Source organism: Streptomyces sp. NPDC039430 (assembly GCF_055639435.1).
Window position 1 is genome coordinate 130,642 of record NZ_JBVKAK010000001.1, and the last position, 18,345, is coordinate 148,986.

20 protein-coding genes and 2 pseudogenes are annotated in these 18,345 nt (G+C 72.0%); 5 read left to right on the forward strand and 17 right to left on the reverse strand.

What is annotated here, in order from left to right; all coding sequences use genetic code 11:
* Nucleotides 1–3 precede the first annotated feature (3 nt).
* The 6 genes from trpC to hisI all read right to left on the reverse strand — a co-directional run bounded on the left by trpC (nucleotide 4) and on the right by hisI (nucleotide 4,789).
* Complete coding sequence (trpC, locus tag ACZ7LS_RS00520; protein ID WP_030353557.1) at nucleotides 4–813, reverse strand: indole-3-glycerol phosphate synthase TrpC; 810 nt, start codon at nucleotides 811–813, stop codon at nucleotides 4–6.
* Nucleotides 814–959: 146 nt separating this feature from the next.
* Nucleotides 960–1,454: a DUF2752 domain-containing protein gene (locus ACZ7LS_RS00525; protein ID WP_385132327.1), complete on the reverse strand. Its 495-nt coding sequence runs from the start codon at nucleotides 1,452–1,454 to the stop codon at nucleotides 960–962.
* Between the two features lie 159 nt (nucleotides 1,455–1,613).
* Nucleotides 1,614–1,919, reverse strand: coding sequence for an HGxxPAAW family protein (locus ACZ7LS_RS00530; RefSeq protein WP_382664476.1), 306 nt, complete (start codon nucleotides 1,917–1,919; stop codon nucleotides 1,614–1,616).
* 118 nt (nucleotides 1,920–2,037) lie between these two features.
* Nucleotides 2,038–2,742, reverse strand: coding sequence for a TIGR02234 family membrane protein (locus tag ACZ7LS_RS00535; protein WP_382525479.1), 705 nt, complete (start codon nucleotides 2,740–2,742; stop codon nucleotides 2,038–2,040).
* 37 nt (nucleotides 2,743–2,779) lie between these two features.
* Nucleotides 2,780–4,267 (reverse strand): anthranilate synthase component I, encoded by a 1,488-nt coding sequence (locus tag ACZ7LS_RS00540; protein WP_385132331.1) that lies wholly within the window; start codon nucleotides 4,265–4,267, stop codon nucleotides 2,780–2,782.
* Between the two features lie 144 nt (nucleotides 4,268–4,411).
* Nucleotides 4,412–4,789 (reverse strand): phosphoribosyl-AMP cyclohydrolase, encoded by a 378-nt coding sequence (gene hisI / locus ACZ7LS_RS00545; RefSeq protein ID WP_382525483.1) that lies wholly within the window; start codon nucleotides 4,787–4,789, stop codon nucleotides 4,412–4,414.
* An 83-nt stretch (nucleotides 4,790–4,872) separates the two neighbouring features.
* On the opposite strand from hisI, the gene ACZ7LS_RS00550 reads away from it, so the two are divergent.
* Nucleotides 4,873–5,505: a TIGR03085 family metal-binding protein gene (locus ACZ7LS_RS00550; protein ID WP_382525485.1), complete on the forward strand. Its 633-nt coding sequence runs from the start codon at nucleotides 4,873–4,875 to the stop codon at nucleotides 5,503–5,505.
* Nucleotides 5,506–5,588: 83 nt separating this feature from the next.
* On the opposite strand, the pseudogene ACZ7LS_RS00555 reads toward ACZ7LS_RS00550, so the two are convergent.
* The 10 genes and pseudogenes from ACZ7LS_RS00555 to hisD form a co-directional block, all read right to left on the reverse strand.
* A pseudogene (locus ACZ7LS_RS00555) lies at nucleotides 5,589–6,179 on the reverse strand (MFS transporter); the annotation flags it as partial.
* 65 nt (nucleotides 6,180–6,244) lie between these two features.
* A pseudogene (locus ACZ7LS_RS00560) lies at nucleotides 6,245–7,123 on the reverse strand (alpha/beta hydrolase family protein); the annotation flags it as partial.
* Nucleotides 7,124–7,507: 384 nt separating this feature from the next.
* Nucleotides 7,508–8,263, reverse strand: coding sequence for an imidazole glycerol phosphate synthase subunit HisF (gene hisF, locus ACZ7LS_RS00565; RefSeq protein WP_382663860.1), 756 nt, complete (start codon nucleotides 8,261–8,263; stop codon nucleotides 7,508–7,510).
* On the reverse strand, nucleotides 8,260–8,685 hold the full coding sequence (locus tag ACZ7LS_RS00570) for a RidA family protein (RefSeq protein ID WP_382525491.1): 426 nt from the start codon (nucleotides 8,683–8,685) through the stop codon (nucleotides 8,260–8,262). Before ACZ7LS_RS00570 ends, hisF begins: the two co-directional genes overlap by 4 nt.
* Nucleotides 8,682–9,407, reverse strand: a complete 726-nt coding sequence (priA, locus tag ACZ7LS_RS00575; RefSeq protein ID WP_382664478.1) for a bifunctional 1-(5-phosphoribosyl)-5-((5-phosphoribosylamino)methylideneamino)imidazole-4-carboxamide isomerase/phosphoribosylanthranilate isomerase PriA — start codon at nucleotides 9,405–9,407, stop codon at nucleotides 8,682–8,684. Before priA ends, ACZ7LS_RS00570 begins: the two co-directional genes overlap by 4 nt.
* Nucleotides 9,408–9,433: 26 nt before the next feature.
* The gene (hisH, locus tag ACZ7LS_RS00580) at nucleotides 9,434–10,078 is read right to left on the reverse strand and encodes an imidazole glycerol phosphate synthase subunit HisH (RefSeq protein ID WP_385132336.1); all 645 of its coding nucleotides are present in this window, start codon (nucleotides 10,076–10,078) and stop codon (nucleotides 9,434–9,436) included.
* Nucleotides 10,075–10,242 carry a hypothetical protein gene (locus ACZ7LS_RS00585; RefSeq protein ID WP_382525495.1) on the reverse strand — a complete coding sequence of 56 codons (168 nt, stop codon included), beginning with the start codon at nucleotides 10,240–10,242 and terminating at the stop codon, nucleotides 10,075–10,077. The genes hisH and ACZ7LS_RS00585 overlap by 4 nt, the downstream gene beginning before the upstream one ends.
* The gene (gene hisB, locus ACZ7LS_RS00590) at nucleotides 10,239–10,832 is read right to left on the reverse strand and encodes an imidazoleglycerol-phosphate dehydratase HisB (RefSeq protein WP_030353542.1); all 594 of its coding nucleotides are present in this window, start codon (nucleotides 10,830–10,832) and stop codon (nucleotides 10,239–10,241) included. The genes ACZ7LS_RS00585 and hisB overlap by 4 nt, the downstream gene beginning before the upstream one ends.
* On the reverse strand, nucleotides 10,829–11,947 hold the full coding sequence (locus ACZ7LS_RS00595) for a histidinol-phosphate transaminase (RefSeq protein WP_382525499.1): 1,119 nt from the start codon (nucleotides 11,945–11,947) through the stop codon (nucleotides 10,829–10,831). Before ACZ7LS_RS00595 ends, hisB begins: the two co-directional genes overlap by 4 nt.
* Nucleotides 11,944–13,293, reverse strand: coding sequence for a histidinol dehydrogenase (gene hisD / locus ACZ7LS_RS00600; RefSeq protein ID WP_385132339.1), 1,350 nt, complete (start codon nucleotides 13,291–13,293; stop codon nucleotides 11,944–11,946). Before hisD ends, ACZ7LS_RS00595 begins: the two co-directional genes overlap by 4 nt.
* Before the next feature lie 207 nt (nucleotides 13,294–13,500).
* On the opposite strand from hisD, the gene ACZ7LS_RS00605 reads away from it, so the two are divergent.
* The 4 genes from ACZ7LS_RS00605 to ybaK all read left to right on the forward strand — a co-directional run bounded on the left by ACZ7LS_RS00605 (nucleotide 13,501) and on the right by ybaK (nucleotide 17,628).
* Nucleotides 13,501–15,102 (forward strand): oxidoreductase, encoded by a 1,602-nt coding sequence (locus ACZ7LS_RS00605; RefSeq protein ID WP_382525503.1) that lies wholly within the window; start codon nucleotides 13,501–13,503, stop codon nucleotides 15,100–15,102.
* A 222-nt stretch (nucleotides 15,103–15,324) separates the two neighbouring features.
* A complete protein-coding gene (locus ACZ7LS_RS00610; RefSeq protein WP_382525505.1) occupies nucleotides 15,325–16,353 on the forward strand; it encodes a hypothetical protein in 1,029 nt (342 codons plus the stop codon).
* 5 nt (nucleotides 16,354–16,358) lie between these two features.
* Nucleotides 16,359–17,096 (forward strand): LON peptidase substrate-binding domain-containing protein, encoded by a 738-nt coding sequence (locus ACZ7LS_RS00615; protein ID WP_385132342.1) that lies wholly within the window; start codon nucleotides 16,359–16,361, stop codon nucleotides 17,094–17,096.
* Nucleotides 17,097–17,127: 31 nt separating this feature from the next.
* Nucleotides 17,128–17,628, forward strand: coding sequence for a Cys-tRNA(Pro) deacylase (ybaK, locus tag ACZ7LS_RS00620; RefSeq protein WP_382525509.1), 501 nt, complete (start codon nucleotides 17,128–17,130; stop codon nucleotides 17,626–17,628).
* 7 nt (nucleotides 17,629–17,635) lie between these two features.
* Here the strand turns inward: ybaK and ACZ7LS_RS00625 are convergent, their stop codons facing one another.
* Nucleotides 17,636–18,301, reverse strand: a complete 666-nt coding sequence (locus tag ACZ7LS_RS00625) for a DUF2567 domain-containing protein (protein ID WP_382525562.1) — start codon at nucleotides 18,299–18,301, stop codon at nucleotides 17,636–17,638.
* Between the last annotated feature and the right edge of the window lie 44 nt (nucleotides 18,302–18,345).

Here is an 18,345-nt window from a genome sequence, read left to right on the forward strand (position 1 = left end):
AGGTCAGTCCCTCCCGTGCCGCAGCGCCGGATGCGCGCCCGCGGCCACCAGATCGGCCACCGCCGACTTCGGGTCCCGGCCGGTCACCAGCGACTCGCCGACAAGCACCGCGTCGGCCCCGGCGTTCGCGTACGCGATCAGGTCGTGCGGCCCGCGCACCCCCGACTCGGCGATCTTCACGATGCCGGCCGGGATCTCGGGAGCGACCCGCTCGAACGTGCTCCGGTCGACCTTCAGCGTCTTCAGATCGCGCGCGTTGACACCGATGATCTTCGCCCCGGCGTCCACGGCCCGCTCGACCTCGTCCTCGTCGTGCACCTCGACGAGCGGAGTGAGCCCGATCGACTCGGCACGCTCGATCAGCGAGACCAGGGCCGGCTGCTCCAGCGCGGAGACGATCAGCAGCACCAGGTCGGCGCCGTACGCCCGCGCCTCCCACAGCTGGTACGAGGTGACGATGAAGTCCTTGCGCAGGACCGGGATGTCGACCCTGGCGCGTACGGCCTCCAGATCGGCCAGCGAGCCGCCGAAGCGCCGCTGCTCGGTCAGTACGGAGATGACGGCGGCGCCGCCCGCCTCGTAGTCGGCGGCGAGGGCCGCGGGGTCGGCGATCGCGGCGAGCGCGCCCTTCGACGGGCTGGAGCGCTTGACCTCGCAGATCACATGGACGCCCTCGCCGCGCAGCGCGGCGACGCCGTCCTTGGCCTGGGGCGCCTTCGCCGCGCGCTCCTTGAGCTCGTCAAGGCCCACGCGCGCCTGCCGCTCTGCGAGGTCGGCGCGTACGCCTTCGATGATCTCGTCGAGCACACTCACGCGAGCGGCCCCCTTCCGGGACTGGTTCGAATCAAGCTCGGTCGCCGATCAGATCGGCAATGGGATCAGGATCAGCCATATCGATGCTATCCGGAACTCGCCGGACGACCCGCATCCGGTGGGCCGAGCATGACACCGCCCGACCATCATGGCGCGAGCGACGAGCCGAAGGGCACGTTTCTGATGACGCTGAAGGCCAGGATCACCCCGCCGAGGACCCACCACCAGACGGGCCGCACGGTGAGGGCGACGGGGAGCCCCTTCCTGGCACGTACGAGCCACACCACCCACAGGACGGCGAAGAGCGGGTAGCCGACGGTGGCGAGGGCGTTGTCGCCGAGGGCCGTGAGCCAGTCGCCGTGTGCGACGGCGTGGGCGCTGCGCAGCCCGCCGCAGCCGAAGCAGAGGAGGCCGGTCAGGGCGTACAGCGGGCAGACCGGGTAGTGGCCGGTCTCGTTCGGGTCGACGAGCCCGACGTAGGTGAACGCGGCGGCCACTCCGGCCAGGGTGGCGAGCGGCGCCAGCAGCCGACGCGCCGTCGCCGGCGGCCGGGCGGCCACCGGCGGGGACACGGGGGCCGGTGGAGGGATCGCCGGACGGGCCGGCTGGTCGGGCGCGGGCACAGGCAGGGCGTCATCCACCCGCTGATTGTCCCCCGCTCGTACGGAAAGACGCAGCCCGGCCTCGCCGGACTGCGTCTCGGTGCGTACGGAACCGGTGTGTACCGGACCGGTGCGTACGGAACCGGTGGGTACCGATCGGTGCGCGGAACCAGTGCGCGCGGGAAGGAGCGCGCTGCGTCAGACGGTCTGCGTCTGGGCCGCGGCCTCGGGGCGGACCTGCTGCGTCCCGGCGGCGTTCTCCAGCTGCTGCCGCACCGCGGCGGCCCTGGCCTCCGCCAGCGCGGCCGACTCCTTCGGCTTGCCCAGGCCCGCGGCCCTCATCGCCAGGCCGACGACACCACCGAGCAGGACCACGCCGATACCGGCCCAGAACCCGGGCTGGTTCGCCCCCACCATGAAGGCTCCCGCGATGCAGAAGCCGATGATGGAGATGGTGACGCCGGTCCAGGCGGCCGGGGTGTGTCCGTGGCTGGTGCCCGCCATGAGTTGCTCCTCGTTGCTGGTGCGCTGTGTGAGTCGGACGCTCACGCACATTGTCCCGCATGCGGGACCCGTACCGGCCCGTGGGGTCCGTCGGTGTGAGTCAGCTCTCGCCTGTGAGTCAGCTCTCGCGCGTGGGGTCCTCGCCCCGGTCGAGGGCCTTCCACAGGTCCTCGGGGCGGTCCGGGTCCACCGCGGGCGCCGTGCGTGCCGTACGCCCGCGCCCGCCGGGACCTCCGCCGGGCCCGGCCGTGCCGGTGGGCGCGCCCGGCCGCTCGTAGCGGCCCGACATCCCCGGCCAGCGCCGCCCGTACACGAGGGCCAGCGCCCCGGCGAGCAGGATCAGCAGGCCGCCGGCGGTCGTCACGTACGGCCACACGGTATGGGTCAGGGCGTCGACGGTGGCGGCGCTGTCGCCGGTGGTCCTGGCGGCCTTCTCGTCGAGGGCCGTGCTGTCCGACGCGCCGAGGAACGCGGCGACGGCCGCGCCCGCGCCGCTCAGCGCGAGCAGCGCCGCGACGAGGAGACGCCCCGCGCCGCGTACGGCGAAGACGGCGACGAGCGCCGCGAGGCCGACGATGCCGAGGGCGGCCGGAACGCCGGTGACATCCCGGCCGTCGGCGTCGAGCGGCACGGAACCACCGCCGACGGCGGCGATCCCCTCGGCCCAGATCTGGCCGGAGGCGATCAGCGCGACGGCGGCGCCGGCGGCGCCGAGCAGCAGGGCCGCGGCGAGCGCCCGACGGCCCCCGCCGCCGCTCCTGGCGGTGGCCGCGGGTCCTGCGGTACGGGGCTGGGGTACGGGTACGGCACTCACGCACCCCACTATCCCCTACGGCTCCAACCGCCCGGCCGCCCGGGGGTTACCCGGCGTTCAGCCGGTTCGCCGTGTGGACGGCGCGGAGCACCGCGGCGGCCTTGTTACGGCACTCCGTGTCCTCCGAGACCGGGTCCGAGTCGGCGACGACACCCGCCCCCGCCTGCACATAGGCCGTGCCGTCGCGCAGCAGGGCGGTACGGATGGCGATGGCGGTGTCGGAGTCGCCCGCGAAGTCGAGATAGCCCACACAGCCGCCGTACAGTCCGCGCCGGGTGGGTTCCACCTCGTCGATGATCTGCATGGCGCGCGGCTTGGGGGCCCCGGAGAGGGTGCCCGCGGGGAAGCAGGCGGTCAGTACGTCGAAGGCGCCGCGCCCCTCGGCGACCCGTCCGGTCACCGTCGACACGATGTGCATGACGTGCGAGTAGCGCTCGACGGACATGAAGTCGACCACCTCGACGGTGCCGGGCTCGCAGACCCGGCCGAGGTCGTTGCGGCCGAGGTCCACGAGCATCAGATGCTCGGCGCGCTCCTTGGGGTCGGCGAGCAGTTCGTCGGCGAGCGCCTGGTCCTCCTTCGGCGTGGCGCCGCGCGGCCGGGTGCCCGCGATGGGGTGGACCATCGCCCGGCCGTCCTCGACCTTGACGAGCGCCTCCGGGCTGGAGCCCACGACGTCGAAGCCGTCGAAGCGGAACAGGTACATGTACGGCGACGGGTTGGTGGCCCTGAGGACCCGGTAGACATCCAGCGCGCTCGCGGTGACGGGGGTCTCGAAGCGCTGGGAGGGGACGACCTGGAAGGCCTCGCCCGCCCTGATGCGCTCCTTGATGTCCTCGACCACGGCCTGGTAGTCGGGGCCGCCCCAGAGCGCGGTGTACTCGGGCAGTTCCGAGGCGGGCAGCGCGGTGGGCGCGGACCGTACCGGCTCGGCGAGATCGGCGGCCATGGCGTCGAGCCGGGCGACGGCGTCCGCGTACGCCTCGTCCACTCCGGTGTCGCGGTCGTTGTGGTTGATGGCGTTGGCGATCAGCAGGACGGTGCCGTCCCAGTGGTCGAGCACGGCGAGGTCCGAGGTGAGCAGCATGGTCAGCTCGGGGATGCGCAGATCGTCGCGGGCGTGCTCGCCGATCCGCTCCAGCCGCCTGACCATGTCGTAGCCGAGGTAGCCGACCATGCCGCCGGTGAAGGGCGGCATGCCGGAGGAGAGGTCGCGGGGGGTGTGCAGGGTCTCCACGGTGGCGCGCAGGGCCGTCAGCGGGTCGCCGTCGAGGGGGACCCCGACGGGCGGGGTGCCGAGCCAGTGGGTTTCGCCGTCGCGCTCGGTGAGCGTGGCGGCCGACCGTACACCGATGAAGGAGTAGCGGGACCAGGAGCGGCCGTTCTCCGCGGACTCCAGCAGGAACGTGCCGGGGCGCTCGGCGGCGAGCTTGCGGTACAGGCCGACCGGAGTGTCGCCGTCCGCGAGGAGGCGCCGGCTGACGGGGATGACGCGGCGGTCCACCGCCAGCTTGCGGAAGGTCTCAAGGTCCATGGCGGCTGACCCTACTCGTTGGACGGGAGGCATTGGGTGCGGACGGTGGAACGTCCGCTCCGTACGGTGACCCCCGTACGGAGCCTTCCGTACGGGGGCCGGCGATCGTTTCCGTACGGTACGACGGCGGTCACGGCCGGGAGATCAGCGGCCGAGCGGCAGTACGCCGGCGTCGAAGCAGGTCCGCGCGCCGGTGTGGCAGGCGGCGCCCACCTGGTCGACCTGGACCAGGACGGTGTCGGCGTCGCAGTCGAGGGCGACGGACTTCACGTGCTGGACATGGCCCGAGGTGTCGCCCTTGACCCAGTACTCCCGCCGGCTGCGCGACCAGTAGGTGCAGCGGCCGGTGGTCAGGGTGCGGTGCAGCGCCTCGTCGTCCATCCAGCCGAGCATCAGCACCTCGCCGGTGTCGTACTGCTGGGCGATGGCCGGGACGAGGCCGTCGGCGCTGCGCTTGAGCCGGTCGGCGATGGCGGGGTCGAGTCCGCCGGCCGGGTCCGCGGGTGGGGGCGAGCTGGTCATACGGCCATTGTGCCGCGCCCGCGCGGCGGGCGGCCGGGACGTCCACTGGGCGGACGGGACCGTACCGCCGTAGGCTTACCGGCATGTCGACCCATGCGAAGCGTGAACGACTTCTGCTCGCCGACCTGTTGGAGGCGGCGGGCCCCGATGCGCCGACGCTCTGCGAAGGCTGGCTGACCCGCGATCTGGCGGCCCATGTCGTGGTCCGCGAGCGCCGCCCCGACGCGGCGGGCGGGACGCTGCTGCCTGTGCTCAGGAACCGGCTCGAACGGGTGCAGGCGGAGTACCTCGCCAAGCCGTACGAGGAACTGATCCAGCTGATCCGTACCGGCCCGCCCCGGATGTCCCCGTTCGGCGTCAAACAGATCGACGAGGCCGCGAACACCATCGAGTTCTATGTCCACGCGGAGGACGTACGGCGGGCGCAGCCCGACTGGGCGCCCCGGGAGCTGGACAGCGTCTTCGCGAACACGCTGTGGTCACGGCTGGAGAAGGCCGGCCGGATGATGGGGCGGAAGTCCCCGGTCGGCCTGGTGCTGCGCCGCCCGGACGGCCAGACGGCCGTGGCCCACCGCGGCACCCCGGTGGTGACGGTCACCGGCGAGCCGGGCGAGCTGCTGCTCTTCACGTTCGGCCGGCAGGCGGCGGCGAACGTGGAGCTGGACGGCGACAAGGACGCGATCGGACGGGTCCAGCAGGCGAGCCTCGGTATCTAGGGCGCGCCCCGGTATCCGGACGGGCCCTGTCCGCACCAGGTCCCGTCCGGTACAGGGCCCCTCCCGGTACAGCGCCACGCGCCTCAGGACGCGGGCAGTTCGGCGCGGCGGAGTGCCGTGAAGCAGAGGCCGAGCAGGCCCCCCGTGCCGCACACCGCCGCGCTGACGACGAAGACGGGGCCGGTGCCCCACAGGCCGGTCGCCACGCCGGTGACCGGGTAGCAGAGCGGCGCGACGCCGAGTGTGAAGAGTGTCGCCACAGATGTGACCCGGCCCATGTAGGCCGGGTCGGCCGTCGTCTGGAGCAGGGCTCCGGTCAGCGCGCCGCTCAGCCCCGCCAGCAGTCCGATGCAGACGCCCGCGAGGACGGCCAGGGCGAGCGAGGGCGCGTACGCGAGTGCCGCGACGGCGACGGCTCCGCCGCACAGGACGACGGACAGCGTGAGTCCGGCGCGCGGTATCCGTCCGCGCACCGTGAGCAGCAGTGAACTGGCGCCCGCGCCCGCGCCGAAGGCCGCGACGATCCATCCCATGCCGTCGGCGCCCCAGCCGCGCTCCCGGACGAGCAGGGTGAGTCCGATGTTGAGCGGGCCGACGAAGCCCAGTTCACCGATGGCGATGACCAGCATCAGCGGGGCGAGCACGCGATGGCGGCGGATGTGGCGCAGCCCGTCCCGCCCGAGGTGCTGGTGGAGCCCGAGGTGCCGGTGGAGCCCGAGGTGCTGGTGGACCTGGGGAGTCAGCCGCGGTGCGGGCAGTTCCCCCGGTACTCCGCGATGGCCGGGCCCGGCTCGGGCAGCGGGCAGAGGAACTGCTCGTAGCGGGTGTCGTTGTCGATGAACCGCTTCAGCCAGGAGACGCTGTACTTCGCGATGGTGGTGTTCGCGGTGTTCGGCGCGTTGTGGGTGGCTCCCTTCAGTTCCAGATACGCCTTGTCGAGCGAGCCCGGCAGCGAGGTGTAGAACGGCTCGGAGTGGGAGGCGACGGGCGCGACGGTGTCGCCGTCCGCCCCCACCAGCAGAGTGGGGGTCCGCACTTCGGGCCAGGTCTGGTCCAGGTTCCAGGCGGTCAGCGGGACGGCCGCCTTCAGTGAGGTACGCCTCTTGGCGGCCTCCAGCGCGCCGCCTCCGCCCATCGAGTGGCCCATGACGCCCAGCCGCGCGCGGTCGATCCGGCCGCTGACGGCCGAACTCCCCGTCAGATGGTCGAGCGCGGCGAGGAGTTGGCCGCCCCGGCTCGCGGGCTGGTCGAGGACGGTGACGGTGTCGATGGTGAAGACGACGAAGCCCTGGGAGGCGATCCGGGGGCCGAGCCACGCGAGGCTCGACTGCGTGCCGGTGAAGCCGGGCACGACGGCCACGGCGCCGAAGGTGCCGTCCGCGGTGGCGGTCGGGTAGTAGATCGTGCCGCCGCCGAACCCGCTGACGGCGGCCCGGGGGACCGGGATCTGCGAGACGGCGTACGGGCCGCGGCCGGCCTCGATGGACGCCACGGTCGGGGCGGGTCCGCGCTCGTACGGATTGTCCGCGGCCCCGGCGAGGCCGGTCGCGTGGGCGCCGGACGCGCCGGGAACCAGCGCGGCCACCAGAGCGGCGGTCGCGAGCGCGCCCGCACATAAGCGCGGGGAGCGTGAGGCCGGGCAGTCGGAGGCCGGGCAGTCGGAAGCCTGGGAGTCGGAAACCTGGGAGCGTGCGGCCGGGGAGTCGGACGCGGCGGGGGGTGGTGGGGAGTACGGATGCACGGCGGGTGCCTCTCGGTCGTGACGGGGCCACACCGGAAGCCGCCTGAAGCCGCCGCAAACCGTCGGATGCCGCCGGGCGCACCGGAGTGGAACCGCGATGATGACTGGCGGTTCCACTGTCGCGGCGCAACCGGCGGATAAGCACCGGCGAGTTCACCGGTCTTCACCAGTTCCCGCCGGTTCTCACCGGTTCTCACCGAACCTGCCCGATCTTCACGAACGGAGGCGGACCGGCCGAATCCGTACGGGGGCAGCGCCGGGTCAGCGCACCGGGTGACCCGCCTCGCGCAGCGCGCCCTTGACCTCCGAGATCCGCAGATCTCCGAAGTGGAAGACCGAGGCGGCCAGCACGGCGTCCGCGCCCGCCTCGACGGCCGGCGCGAAGTCCGCGAGCCTGCCCGCGCCCCCGGACGCGATGACGGGCACGGTGACATGCTCGCGTACGGCCGCGATCATCTCCGTGTCGTAGCCGTCCTTCGTGCCGTCCGCGTCCATCGAGTTGAGCAGGATCTCCCCCGCGCCCAACTCGGCCGCGCGGTGCGCCCATTCGACGGCGTCGATGCCGGTGCCCTTGCGTCCGCCGTGCGTCGTCACCTCGAAGGACCCGGACGGGGTGCGCCGCGCGTCGACCGACAGCACCAGCACCTGCCGCCCGAAGCGTTCGGCGATCTCCCGTATGAGGTCGGGGCGCGCGATGGCCGCGGTGTTGACGCCGACCTTGTCCGCGCCCGCCCGCAGCAGCTTGTCGACGTCCTCGGGGGTGCGTACGCCGCCGCCGACCGTGAGCGGGATGAAGACCTGCTCGGCGGTGCGGCGCACCACGTCGTACGTCGTCTCGCGGTCGCCCGAGGAGGCGGTGATGTCCAGGAACGTCAGCTCGTCGGCGCCCTCGGCGTCGTACAGCCTGGCCATCTCGACCGGGTCGCCCGCGTCCCGCAGGTTCTGGAAATTGACGCCCTTCACCACCCGGCCGTTGTCCACGTCCAGGCAGGGAATGACCCGTACGGCGAGAGTCATCGGGCACCGCCCCGGTACGCCTCGATCTCGACCTCCACGACCAGACTCGGGTCGATGAAGCCGGACACGACGATCATCGACGCGGCGGGGCGCACGGCGTCGAACAGCTCCTTGTGAGCGCGGCCCACGTCGTCGGCGTCCCGTACATGGGTGATGTACATACGTGTGCGCACCACATGCTCCGCGCCGAGCCCCAGCTCCTCCAGCGCCTTGACGGCGACCCCGAAGGCGGCCCTGGCCTGCTCGTACGGGCCGCCCGCCGAGATCCTGCCGTCGACCATCGCCGTGCATCCGGCCACCAGGACAAGGCCGTTGGGGAGTTCCACCGCGCGGGAGTAGCCGATGGACTCCTCCCACGGACCGCCGGACGAGATCTTCCGTACCTCTCCGGCGCGTGCGCCGTCGCGTACGTCGTCGCTCATCCGGACACCGCCGCCAGCGCCTCTTCCAGGGTGAACGCCTTCGCGTACAGCGCCTTGCCGACGATCGCGCCCTCGACTCCCTCGGGCACCAGCGTGGCGATCGCACGCAGATCGTCCAGCGAGGAGACCCCGCCGGAGGCGACGACCGGCTTGTCGGTGACGGCGCAGACGTTCTTGAGCAGCTCCAGGTTGGGCCCCTGGAGCGTGCCGTCCTTGGCGATGTCGGTGACGACGTAGCGCGCGCAGCCCTCGGAGTCCAGCCGGGCGAGCGTCTCGTAGAGATCACCGCCGTCACGGGTCCAGCCGCGCCCGCGCAGCGTCGTGCCGCGTACGTCGAGGCCGACCGCGATCCGGTCGCCGTGCTCGGCGATGATCTTGGCGACCCACTCGGGGGTCTCCAGCGCGGCCGTACCGAGGTTGACGCGGGTGCAGCCGGTGGCGAGGGCCGCGGCGAGCGAGGCGTCGTCGCGGATTCCGCCGGACAGTTCGACCTTGATGTCCATGGCTTCGGTGACCTCGGCGATCAGCGAGCGGTTGTCACCGGTGCCGAACGCCGCGTCGAGGTCGACCAGATGCAGCCACTCGGCGCCCGAACGCTGCCAGGCGAGGGCGGCTTCGAGCGGGGAGCCGTACGACGTCTCCGTACCGGACTCGCCGTGGACCAGCCGGACGGCCTGGCCGTCGCGGACGTCGACGGCGGGCAGGAGTTCGAGCTTCGGCACAGAGGGCCCCGGGGGCACAGATGACATCAGAGGGTTCCGATCCAGTTGGTCAGCAGCTGGGCGCCGGCGTCGCCGGACTTCTCGGGGTGGAACTGGGTGGCCCACAGGGCGCCGTTCTCCACGGCCGCGACGAACGGCTCGCCGTGGGTGGCCCAGGTGACCTGGGGGGCGCGGATCTTGGGGTTGGTGACCTCAAGGGCCCACTCGTGCACGGCGTACGAGTGCACGAAGTAGAAGCGGGCCTCCGGGTCGAGCCCGGCGAACAGCCTGCTGCCCTCCGGTGCCTCGACGGTGTTCCACCCCATGTGCGGGACGACCGGGGCCTTGAGCGGCGCGACCGTACCGGGCCACTCGTCGAGGCCCTCGGTCTCCACGCCGTGCTCGATACCGCGCTCGAAGAGGATCTGCATCCCGACGCAGATCCCCATGACGGGCCGGCCGCCGGCGAGCCTGCGGCCGATGATCCACTCGCCGCGGGCGGCGGTGAGCCCCTTCATGCACGCGGAGAACGCGCCGACGCCGGGGACGAGCAGCCCGTCGGCGTTCATGGCGCGGTCGAAGTCGCGGGTGATCTCGACCGCCGCGCCGGCCCTGGCCAGGGCGCGCTCCGCGGACCGGACATTGCCGAATCCGTAGTCGAAGACGACGACACTCTTACCGCTCTTGCTCATTCCCAGATCCCCTGGATGCGCAGGACTCCGGCGATCAGGCACAGCACGGAGCCGCTGCCCAGCAGCACGATCACGCCTTTGGGCAGCTTCTGCTTGTGGAACGAGTACACACCGCCGGCGAGGAACAGCCCCACGACGATCAGAATGGTCGACAAACCGGTCACAGCGCGCCCTTGGTCGAAGGAAGAATGCCCACCGCCCGCGGGTCGCGCTCGGAGGCGTACCGCAGAGCGCGGGCCAGAGCCTTGAACTGGCACTCCACGATGTGGTGCGCGTTGCGCCCGTACGGGACGTGTACGTGCAGCGCGATCTGCGCCTGGGCGACGAACGACTCCAGGATGTGCCGGGTCATGGTCGTGTCGTACTCGCCGATCATCGGCGCCATGTTCTCCGGCTCGGTGTGCACGAGATACGGCCGCCCCGACAGGTCCACCGTCACCTGGGCCAGCGACTCGTCCAGCGGTACCGTGCAGTTCCCGAACCGGTAGATCCCCACCTTGTCGCCGAGGGCCTGCTTGAAGGCGGCGCCGAGGGCCAGCGCGGTGTCCTCGATGGTGTGGTGCGAGTCGATGTGCAGATCGCCCTCGGTCTTCACCGTGAGGTCGAACAGGCCGTGCCGGCCCAGCTGGTCGAGCATGTGGTCGTAGAAGCCGACCCCGGTCGACACGTCGACCTTGCCGCTGCCGTCGAGATCGATCTCGACGACGACGGAGGTCTCCTTCGTACTGCGTTCCACGCGGCCGATGCGGCTCATGCGCGCTGCTCCTTCTTGAGATCACGTACCGCGTCGAGGAACGCGTCGTTCTCGGACGGGGTGCCCGCGGTGACCCGCAGCCAGCCCGGTACGCCGTTGTCACGGATGAGGACACCCCGGTCGAGGATCCGCTGCCAGGCCGTGTGGGAGTCCTCGAAGCGGCCGAACTGGACGAAGTTCGCGTCCGACTCGGTGACCTCGTAACCGATCGCCCGCAACTCCCCCACCAGCCGGTCCCGCTCGGCCTTGAGCGTCTCGACGTACCCGAGCAGCGTATCGGTGTGCTCCAGCGCGGCGAGCGCGGTGGCCTGTGTGACGGCGGAGAGGTGGTACGGCAGGCGCACCAGCTGGACGGCGTCGACCACGGCGGGGTGCGCGGCGAGATAGCCGAGGCGCAGCCCGGCCGCCCCGAACGCCTTGGACATCGTGCGGGACACGACGAGCCGCGGCCGGCCCTCGATCAGGGGCAGCAGGGAGTCGCGGTGGCTGAACTCGACGTACGCCTCGTCGACCACGACCAGGGAGGGCCTGGCGGCCTGGGCGGCCTCGTAGAGCGCGAGGACGGTCCCGGCGTCGACCGCCGTGCCCGTGGGGTTGTTGGGCGAGGTGATGAAGACGACATCGGGGCGGTGCTCGGCGACGGCCTTCTCCGCCGCCCCCACATCGATGGTGAAGTCCTCGCCGCGCGGTCCCGGGAGCCAGCCGGTGCCGGTGCCGCGGGCGATCAGGCCGTGCATCGAGTACGAGGGCTCGAAGCCCATCGCCGTACGGCCGGGGCCGCCGAAGGTCTGGAGCAGCTGCTGGATGACCTCGTTGGAGCCGTTGGCGGCCCAGACGTTCGCGGCGGTCAGCGGGTGCTTTCCGGTGCGGGTCAGATACCGGGCCAGCTCGGTGCGCAGCTCGACCGCGTCCCGGTCGGGGTAGCGGTTGAGGCCCCGGGCGGCCTCGCGGACGCGCTCGGTGATCCGCTCGACCAGCGGCTCGGGCAGCGGGTACGGGTTCTCGTTGGTGTTCAGCTGTACGGGGACGTCCAGCTGGGGTGCGCCGTACGGGGACTTGCCGCGCAGCTCGTCCCGTACGGGCAGCTCGTCGAACTCACGACTGCCGAACGTCACTTTCCCGGTACCTTCCACGCGAACCTCGCCTTCAGCGCCGCGCCGTGCGCGGGCAGGTCCTCGGCCTCGGCGAGGGTCACCACGTGGTGGGCGACCTCGGCGAGCGCCTCCTCGGTGTAGTACACGATGTGGATACCGCGCAGGAAGGACTGGACGGAGAGCCCCGAGGAGTGGCAGGCGCAACCGCCGGTCGGCAGTACGTGGTTGGAGCCCGCGCAGTAGTCGCCGAGCGAGACAGGGGCGTACGGGCCGACGAAGATCGCGCCCGCGTTGCGGACCCGCGCGGCCACCGCGGCGGCGTCGGCGGTCTGGATCTCCAGGTGCTCGGCGCCGTACGCGTCGACGACCCGCAGGCCGTCCTCGACGGAGTCGACGAGCACGATCGCGGACTGCCGGCCGGAGAGCGCGGGGACCACCCGGTCCTCGATGTGCTTGGTCGCCGCGATCTGCGGCTCCAGCTCCTTCTCGACCGCGTCGGCCAGTTCGGCGGAGTCGGTGACCAGGACCGCGGCGGCCAGCGGGTCGTGCTCGGCCTGGCTGATCAGGTCGGCCGCGACATGGACCGGGTCGGCGGTCGCGTCCGCGAGGACCGCGATCTCGGTCGGGCCCGCCTCGGCGTCGATGCCGATGCGGCCGGTGAAGTAGCGCTTGGCGGCGGCGACCCAGATATTGCCGGGGCCCGTGACCATGTTGGCGGGCGCGCAGCCGTCGGGGCCCGGGGTGCCGTACGCGAACATCGCGACGGCCGAGGCGCCACCGGCCGCGTACACCTCGTCGATCCCGAGCAGCGCGCACGCGGCCAGGATGGTCGGGTGCGGCAGACCGCCGGCAGCGTCTCCCGGATAACGGGGCTTCTGCGCGGGTGAGGCGAGGGCGATCGACTCGACGCCCGCCTCCTGGGCCGGCACCACGTTCATGATCACCGACGACGGGTAGACGGAGCGGCCGCCGGGCGCGTAGAGGCCCACCCGCCCGACCGGGACCCACTTCTCGGTGACCGTGCCGCCGGGCACGACCTGAGTGGTGTGCGAGGAGCGCCGCTGCGCGCGGTGGACCAGCCTGGCGCGCCGGATCGACTCCTCCAGCGCGGCCCGTACGGCCGGATCGAGCGCTTCCAGGGCGTCGGCAAGGGCCTTCGCGGGCACCCGGACCCGCTCCAGCGTCACTCCGTCGAACTTCTCCGCGGCATCGATCAGCGCCGCCGTACCCCTATGGCGCACGTCCTCGCAGAGCGGCCGCACCTTCTCCAGGGCGGCTTCCACGTCGAACTCGGCTCGGGGCAGCAGGTCACGCAGGTCTCCACCCTCGGGGAGGGTGTCGCCGCGCAGATCGATTCGTGAGATCACGGGGTCAATTCTCGCAGACCGGATCAGGCCGCCGGTCGCGCGTATCACTGGCTGATACACGCCATGTTCACTCCGGGTCACCATTAGCGTTCAGCACGTCACTCAGCGGGAACAACGCATGTACGACCACCTTTCATCAGTCGCACGGACCGTCCGTCATCACTTGTACGGACCATCTGTACGCACAGGGGAAGCGGAGGCGCGGCAGTGACCGAGCCGCAGAACGACGAATCTCCCGACTGGCTCAGCGCGGCGGAACTCGGCATGTGGCAGTCGTTCCGCAACGGCAGCACCTACGACCTGAGCACGTCGGACGCACTACTGAACGATCCCTTCGCGCCGCGTCCCTGGGGTACGGACCGCAGTGTCCGCGCCAGGGTCATCGCGTTGCTGCTGCTCAACGGCCCCGCCGCGCTGCCGGGCCGGGTCGCCGCGCTCAAGCTCCGCGGGGTGCAGATCACCGGCACGCTCAACCTCGCGGGCGGCACGATCGCCCCGTACGTGGAGCTGAATCAATGCCGTTTCGAGAACGAGGTGGTGTTGCCCGAGTCGCGTTTCACCACGCTGCGGATGGTGGGCTGTGCCATCCCCCGGCTGGAGGCCGCCCGTCTGCAGACCGAGGGAGATCTCCATCTGCCGCGCTGCCGGGTGGAGCGGGGCATCAGGCTGACCGACGCGCAGATCGGCACGGATCTGCTGATCAGCCAGATCGATGTACGTCCCGACCGGCTCGGCCGGGCGATCACGGCGGACGGAATGTCCGTCGCGCAGGACCTCCAGGCCGATCAGATCGAGACATATGGCGAGGTCAGTCTGCGCGGCGCCAAGATCGGCGTGTCGCTGAGCCTGCGCGGCAGCCGGCTGCGGGCCGCGGAGGAGCTGCGGGCGCTCAACGCCCCGCAGCTGACGGTGGAGCGGTCGCTGTACATGACGGGCGCGTGGGTGAGCACGGAGACCGGCGATCCCGGCATGACACCCCCGCACGGCGTCGGCAGCGTCGCCACACCGCTCCTGGGCACGCGGTTGCAGCGCTTCGAGTGCCGGGGCGGGGTCCGGCTCGACGACGGCCGTTTCGGCGACGCGGTCGACATGGACCAGGCGCGGTTCTATCTCGCCCCCACGGAGGAGTTGTCGCTGCGCCGGATCAGCACCCCGGAGCTGCGCTTCAAATGCGAGCGGCTGGAGGACGGCAGAGTCGTCCTGAACGGCGCGAAGATCGTCACACTGGTCGACATGTCGACCAGCTGGCCGGGCCCCGGCGGGCTCGCCATGGGCGGTTTCGTCTACGAGAATCTCGTCCCGTTCGGCCACTTCCCGCTGATCAGACGACTGGAGTGGGTGGCGGCGGCGACCCCGGAGTACTCCCCTGAGCCATACGAACGACTGGCCCAGGTCCTGCGCAACACCGGCGAGGACGCGGACGCGCGTGAGGTGCTCCTCGCCAAGCAGCGCCGCCGCCGCGAGACGCTGCCGCTCGCGGCGAAGCTCTGGGGCTACCTCCAGGACTGGACGGTGGCGTACGGCTACCGGCCGGGCCGGGCGGCGCTGTGGATGGCGGTGCTGTGGGGGGCGAGTACGGTCGCCTTCGCCCGCCACGCCCCGGAGGCGATCAAGGGCGAGGGACACCCGGTGTGGAACCCCGCGCTGTTCACCCTGGATCTGCTGATCCCGGTGATCAACCTCGGTCAGGACGGCTACTGGCTGCTGAAGGGCGGCTGGCAGTGGGCGGCGGCGGTGCTGATCATGCTGGGCTGGATCCTGGCGACGACGGTGGCGGCGGGAGCGTCGCGACTCCTGCGGCGGGGCTAGTCCCGGGTGCCGAGTGCCGAGTGCCGGGTGCCGAGTGCCGGGTGCCGAGTGCCGGGTGCCGGGTTCGCCGCCGGACGGACGGCACCGAGGCACGGCGGACCCGGGATGTACCGGCATCCCGGGCTTTCTTTACCTCGCCTTGACTTTGGGCGCTACAACCTTTTCGCCCGATACGAAAGCTTCACAGCTGCCCCCTGGCGCGTCCGCGACCTGCGGTTTTCAATGGTCCGCACCATGTCATTGCTCCGCGCCCTGATCAGCACCGCGCGTATGGTCCGGCACACCCCGCAGCTCGCCGCCGGGCTGCCGCCGGACGACGCGGTGCTGCTCGACGCCCCCGACGAGCGGCTCGCTCCCGCGCTCGTCGCCGCCGCGCTCGGCGAGTACGAGCCCGCGGCGAAGCTCCTCGCGACGACCCGCGAGGCCGCCGAATGGGAGAACCGCGACCGCTATGTGGTGCGGCTGGCCGCGTTCGCGTACGGCCGGGACGGCTGGCTCACGGCCTGGCTGCGCGCCGCGCCCCGGGACCCCGACGCGCTGCTCGTCCGGGCGGAGCTGGCCATCCGCAGGGCCTGGGAGTCCCCGGCCCGCGGCGAGCGGCTCCGGGAGACGGGCCCGATGATCGACGCGGCGGCCGACGGCGATCCACGCGATCCGGTGCCCTGGCGGGTCGCGCTGGACCACGCGCGCGGTACGCACGCCACCCACACCGCGTTCGAGTCGCTGTGGGAGCAGGCCGTGCGCCGCGCCTCGCACCACTACGGCTGCCATGTCGCGGCCCTCCAGTACCTCTCGGCCGAGTGGTACGGCTCGCACCGCGAGTGCTTCGACTTCGCCGAACAGGCGGCGCACGACGCCCTGCCCGGCTCCCTCGTCCGCGCGCTGCCCGTGCGCGCCGCCTTCACGCTGCTGCTGAGCGGCGAGCCCACCTCCGTACAGGCGGACCGGATCGACGCGGCGGCCGATCTCGCGATCGCGGTGTCCGCCCAGTACGAGGCGGGCGACCCGTGGCCGGCCGAGGTACGCAATCTGCTGGCGTACGTGCTGGTGGAGCGGGGGCGCTGGGAGGAGGCGCTGGAACAGTTCCGGCTGATCGGCTCGTACGCGACCTCCTTCCCGTGGACCTCGTTCACCGACGATCCGCTGGGGCATTTCCTCGAATCGCGGCACGCCGTGAGGATCCAAGTGGCCTCCGCGATGCCTTTGCGGAGCAGGACAGAACGGAGAGGGCCCCGCGGCCACTACGCTTGACCGTTGTGACCACCGCACGCCTCCCTCTCTTCCCGCTGAACGCGGTGCTGTTCCCGGGCCTCGTCCTGCCTCTGAACGTCTTCGAGGAGCGCTACCGCGCGATGATGCGCGAGTTGCTCAAGACCGATGAGTCCGAGCCGCGCCGCTTCGCCGTGGTCGCCATCCGCGACGGACACGAAGTCGCGCCGACAGCGCCCGGGATGCCGGACGGAACCGCCCTCACCGACCGCGGGCCCGACGCCGGCTTCGGCCCAGAACCCCTGAAATCCTTCCACCCGGTGGGCTGTGTCGCGGACGCGGCGACGATCCGCGAGCGCCCCGACGGCAGTTTCGAGGTGGTGGCCACCGGCACCACCCGGGTCCGGCTGCTCTCCGTCGACGCGAGCGGCCCGTATCTGACGGCCGAGCTCGAAGAGATCCCCGAGCGGACCGGCGACGGCGCGGGCACGCTCGCCGAGGGCGTGCTGCGCGCGTTCCGGAACTACCAGAAACGGCTGGCCGGGGCGCGTGAGCGCTCGCTCTCCGGCGACGAACTGCCCGACGACCCCTCGGTGGTGTCCTATCTGGTCGCCGCGGCGGCCGTGCTCGACACCCCGGCCAAGCAGCGGCTGCTGGAGGCCCCGGACATCGCGGCCCGGCTGCGCGAGGAGCTGAAGCTCCTGCGGGCCGAGACGGCGGTGATCCGCCATCTCCCCTCGCTGCCCGCCGTGACGCTGACGCACACACCGCTGAGCCCCAACTGACACGCCTCAACTCACCCAGGGAAGAACCGCCTTGGCGAAGAAGTCCAAGAAGCAGCAGTCCGGAGGCACCCCGGCGACGGTCGCCCTGACGGCCGCGGGCACGCCGTACACCCTGCACGCGTACGAGCACGACCCGGCGTCGCCCTCGTACGGCGAGGAGGCGGCCGAGGCTCTCGGGGTCTCTCCCGACCGGGTCTTCAAGACCCTGGTCGCGGACGTCGACGGCGAACTGACCGTGGCCGTGGTGCCGGTCGCCGGTTCGCTCGATCTGAAGGCGCTCGCGGCGGCCGTCGGCGGCAAACGCGCCGCGATGGCGGACCCGGCGACCGCGGAACGTACGACAGGTTATGTACGCGGTGGGATCTCGCCCCTGGGACAGCGCAAGCGGCTACGCACCGTAGTGGACGCCTCGGCCGGGGCCCACGCGACGATCTGTGTCTCGGCGGGCCGCCGGGGCCTGGAGGTCGAGCTGTCCCCGGCGGATCTGGCGGCGCTCACCTCGGCCGTCATGGCACCCATCGGCCGGAGCTGAGAAACGCCTAGGCCCTGGGCGGGCCGCCCGGCGTCGCGTCCTCGGGCGCCGGGCCGTACGGCGACGGGCCCCAGTCGTCCCACCGAGGCTCCGGATCGCGCGGACCGAACAGCGCCGTCAGGGCCAGATGGACCACCATCGCCGCGATCGGCCACGCCAGCAGCGCGCCCTTCGCGTTCAGTTGCAGCGGCGCGTCGAACGTGACGCCCTTGCCGACCGCCCTGGCGTGCGCCACCACGTCGGACTCGGGGCCGAACCAGACGCCCACCCGCCAGGCGACCACCGCGCCCAGCAGCCCGCCCAGCGCCAGGCCCGCCACCAGCGCGATACCGCCGCGCCTGCGGAAGAGGAACACCAGCACCGCGCTGACCACCCCGAAGCCGAGCGCCAGCAGCAGGAACGTACCGTCCGCCGCGATCGCCTCCTCGCCCTCGGTGTCCTTGAGGAAGACCGCCGTCTCGTCCGAGATCAATGGAGTGCGCGGCGCGAGCCAGAGCCACAGCACCCCGAGCGCCAGACCGAGGGCCGCGAGCGCCACCATCACCACGACGGCCTGGCGCACTTCGGTCTTCATATCGGGCCCCTCCCCCGCTTCGGCCCCGTAAAAGGGCGATTCCCCGGCCGGCGGTGTCTGCCAGGGATCGTCGTGCGGCGGTTGGTGGGGCGGCGTCAAAGGTGCGGTCACAGTGCCATCGTGCCAGTCCTGGCCAGGGGCTG

What these genes read in the sequence shown, in the direction of transcription:
- ACZ7LS_RS00540 (WP_385132331.1), bottom strand. Translation starts at nt 4,267, where the DNA reads ATGGACCTTGAGACCTTCCGCAAGCTGGCGGTGGACCGCCGCGTCATC.
- ACZ7LS_RS00570 (WP_382525491.1), bottom strand. Translation starts at nt 8,685, where the DNA reads ATGAGCGACGACGTACGCGACGGCGCACGCGCCGGAGAGGTACGGAAG.
- hisI (WP_382525483.1), bottom strand. Translation starts at nt 4,789, where the DNA reads ATGACCAGCTCGCCCCCACCCGCGGACCCGGCCGGCGGACTCGACCCC.
- ACZ7LS_RS00550 (WP_382525485.1), top strand. Translation starts at nt 4,873, where the DNA reads ATGTCGACCCATGCGAAGCGTGAACGACTTCTGCTCGCCGACCTGTTG.
- ACZ7LS_RS00530 (WP_382664476.1), bottom strand. Translation starts at nt 1,919, where the DNA reads ATGGCGGGCACCAGCCACGGACACACCCCGGCCGCCTGGACCGGCGTC.
- hisF (WP_382663860.1), bottom strand. Translation starts at nt 8,263, where the DNA reads ATGACTCTCGCCGTACGGGTCATTCCCTGCCTGGACGTGGACAACGGC.
- hisH (WP_385132336.1), bottom strand. Translation starts at nt 10,078, where the DNA reads ATGAGCAAGAGCGGTAAGAGTGTCGTCGTCTTCGACTACGGATTCGGC.
- ACZ7LS_RS00610 (WP_382525505.1), top strand. Translation starts at nt 15,325, where the DNA reads ATGGTCCGCACCATGTCATTGCTCCGCGCCCTGATCAGCACCGCGCGT.
- hisB (WP_030353542.1), bottom strand. Translation starts at nt 10,832, where the DNA reads ATGAGCCGCATCGGCCGCGTGGAACGCAGTACGAAGGAGACCTCCGTC.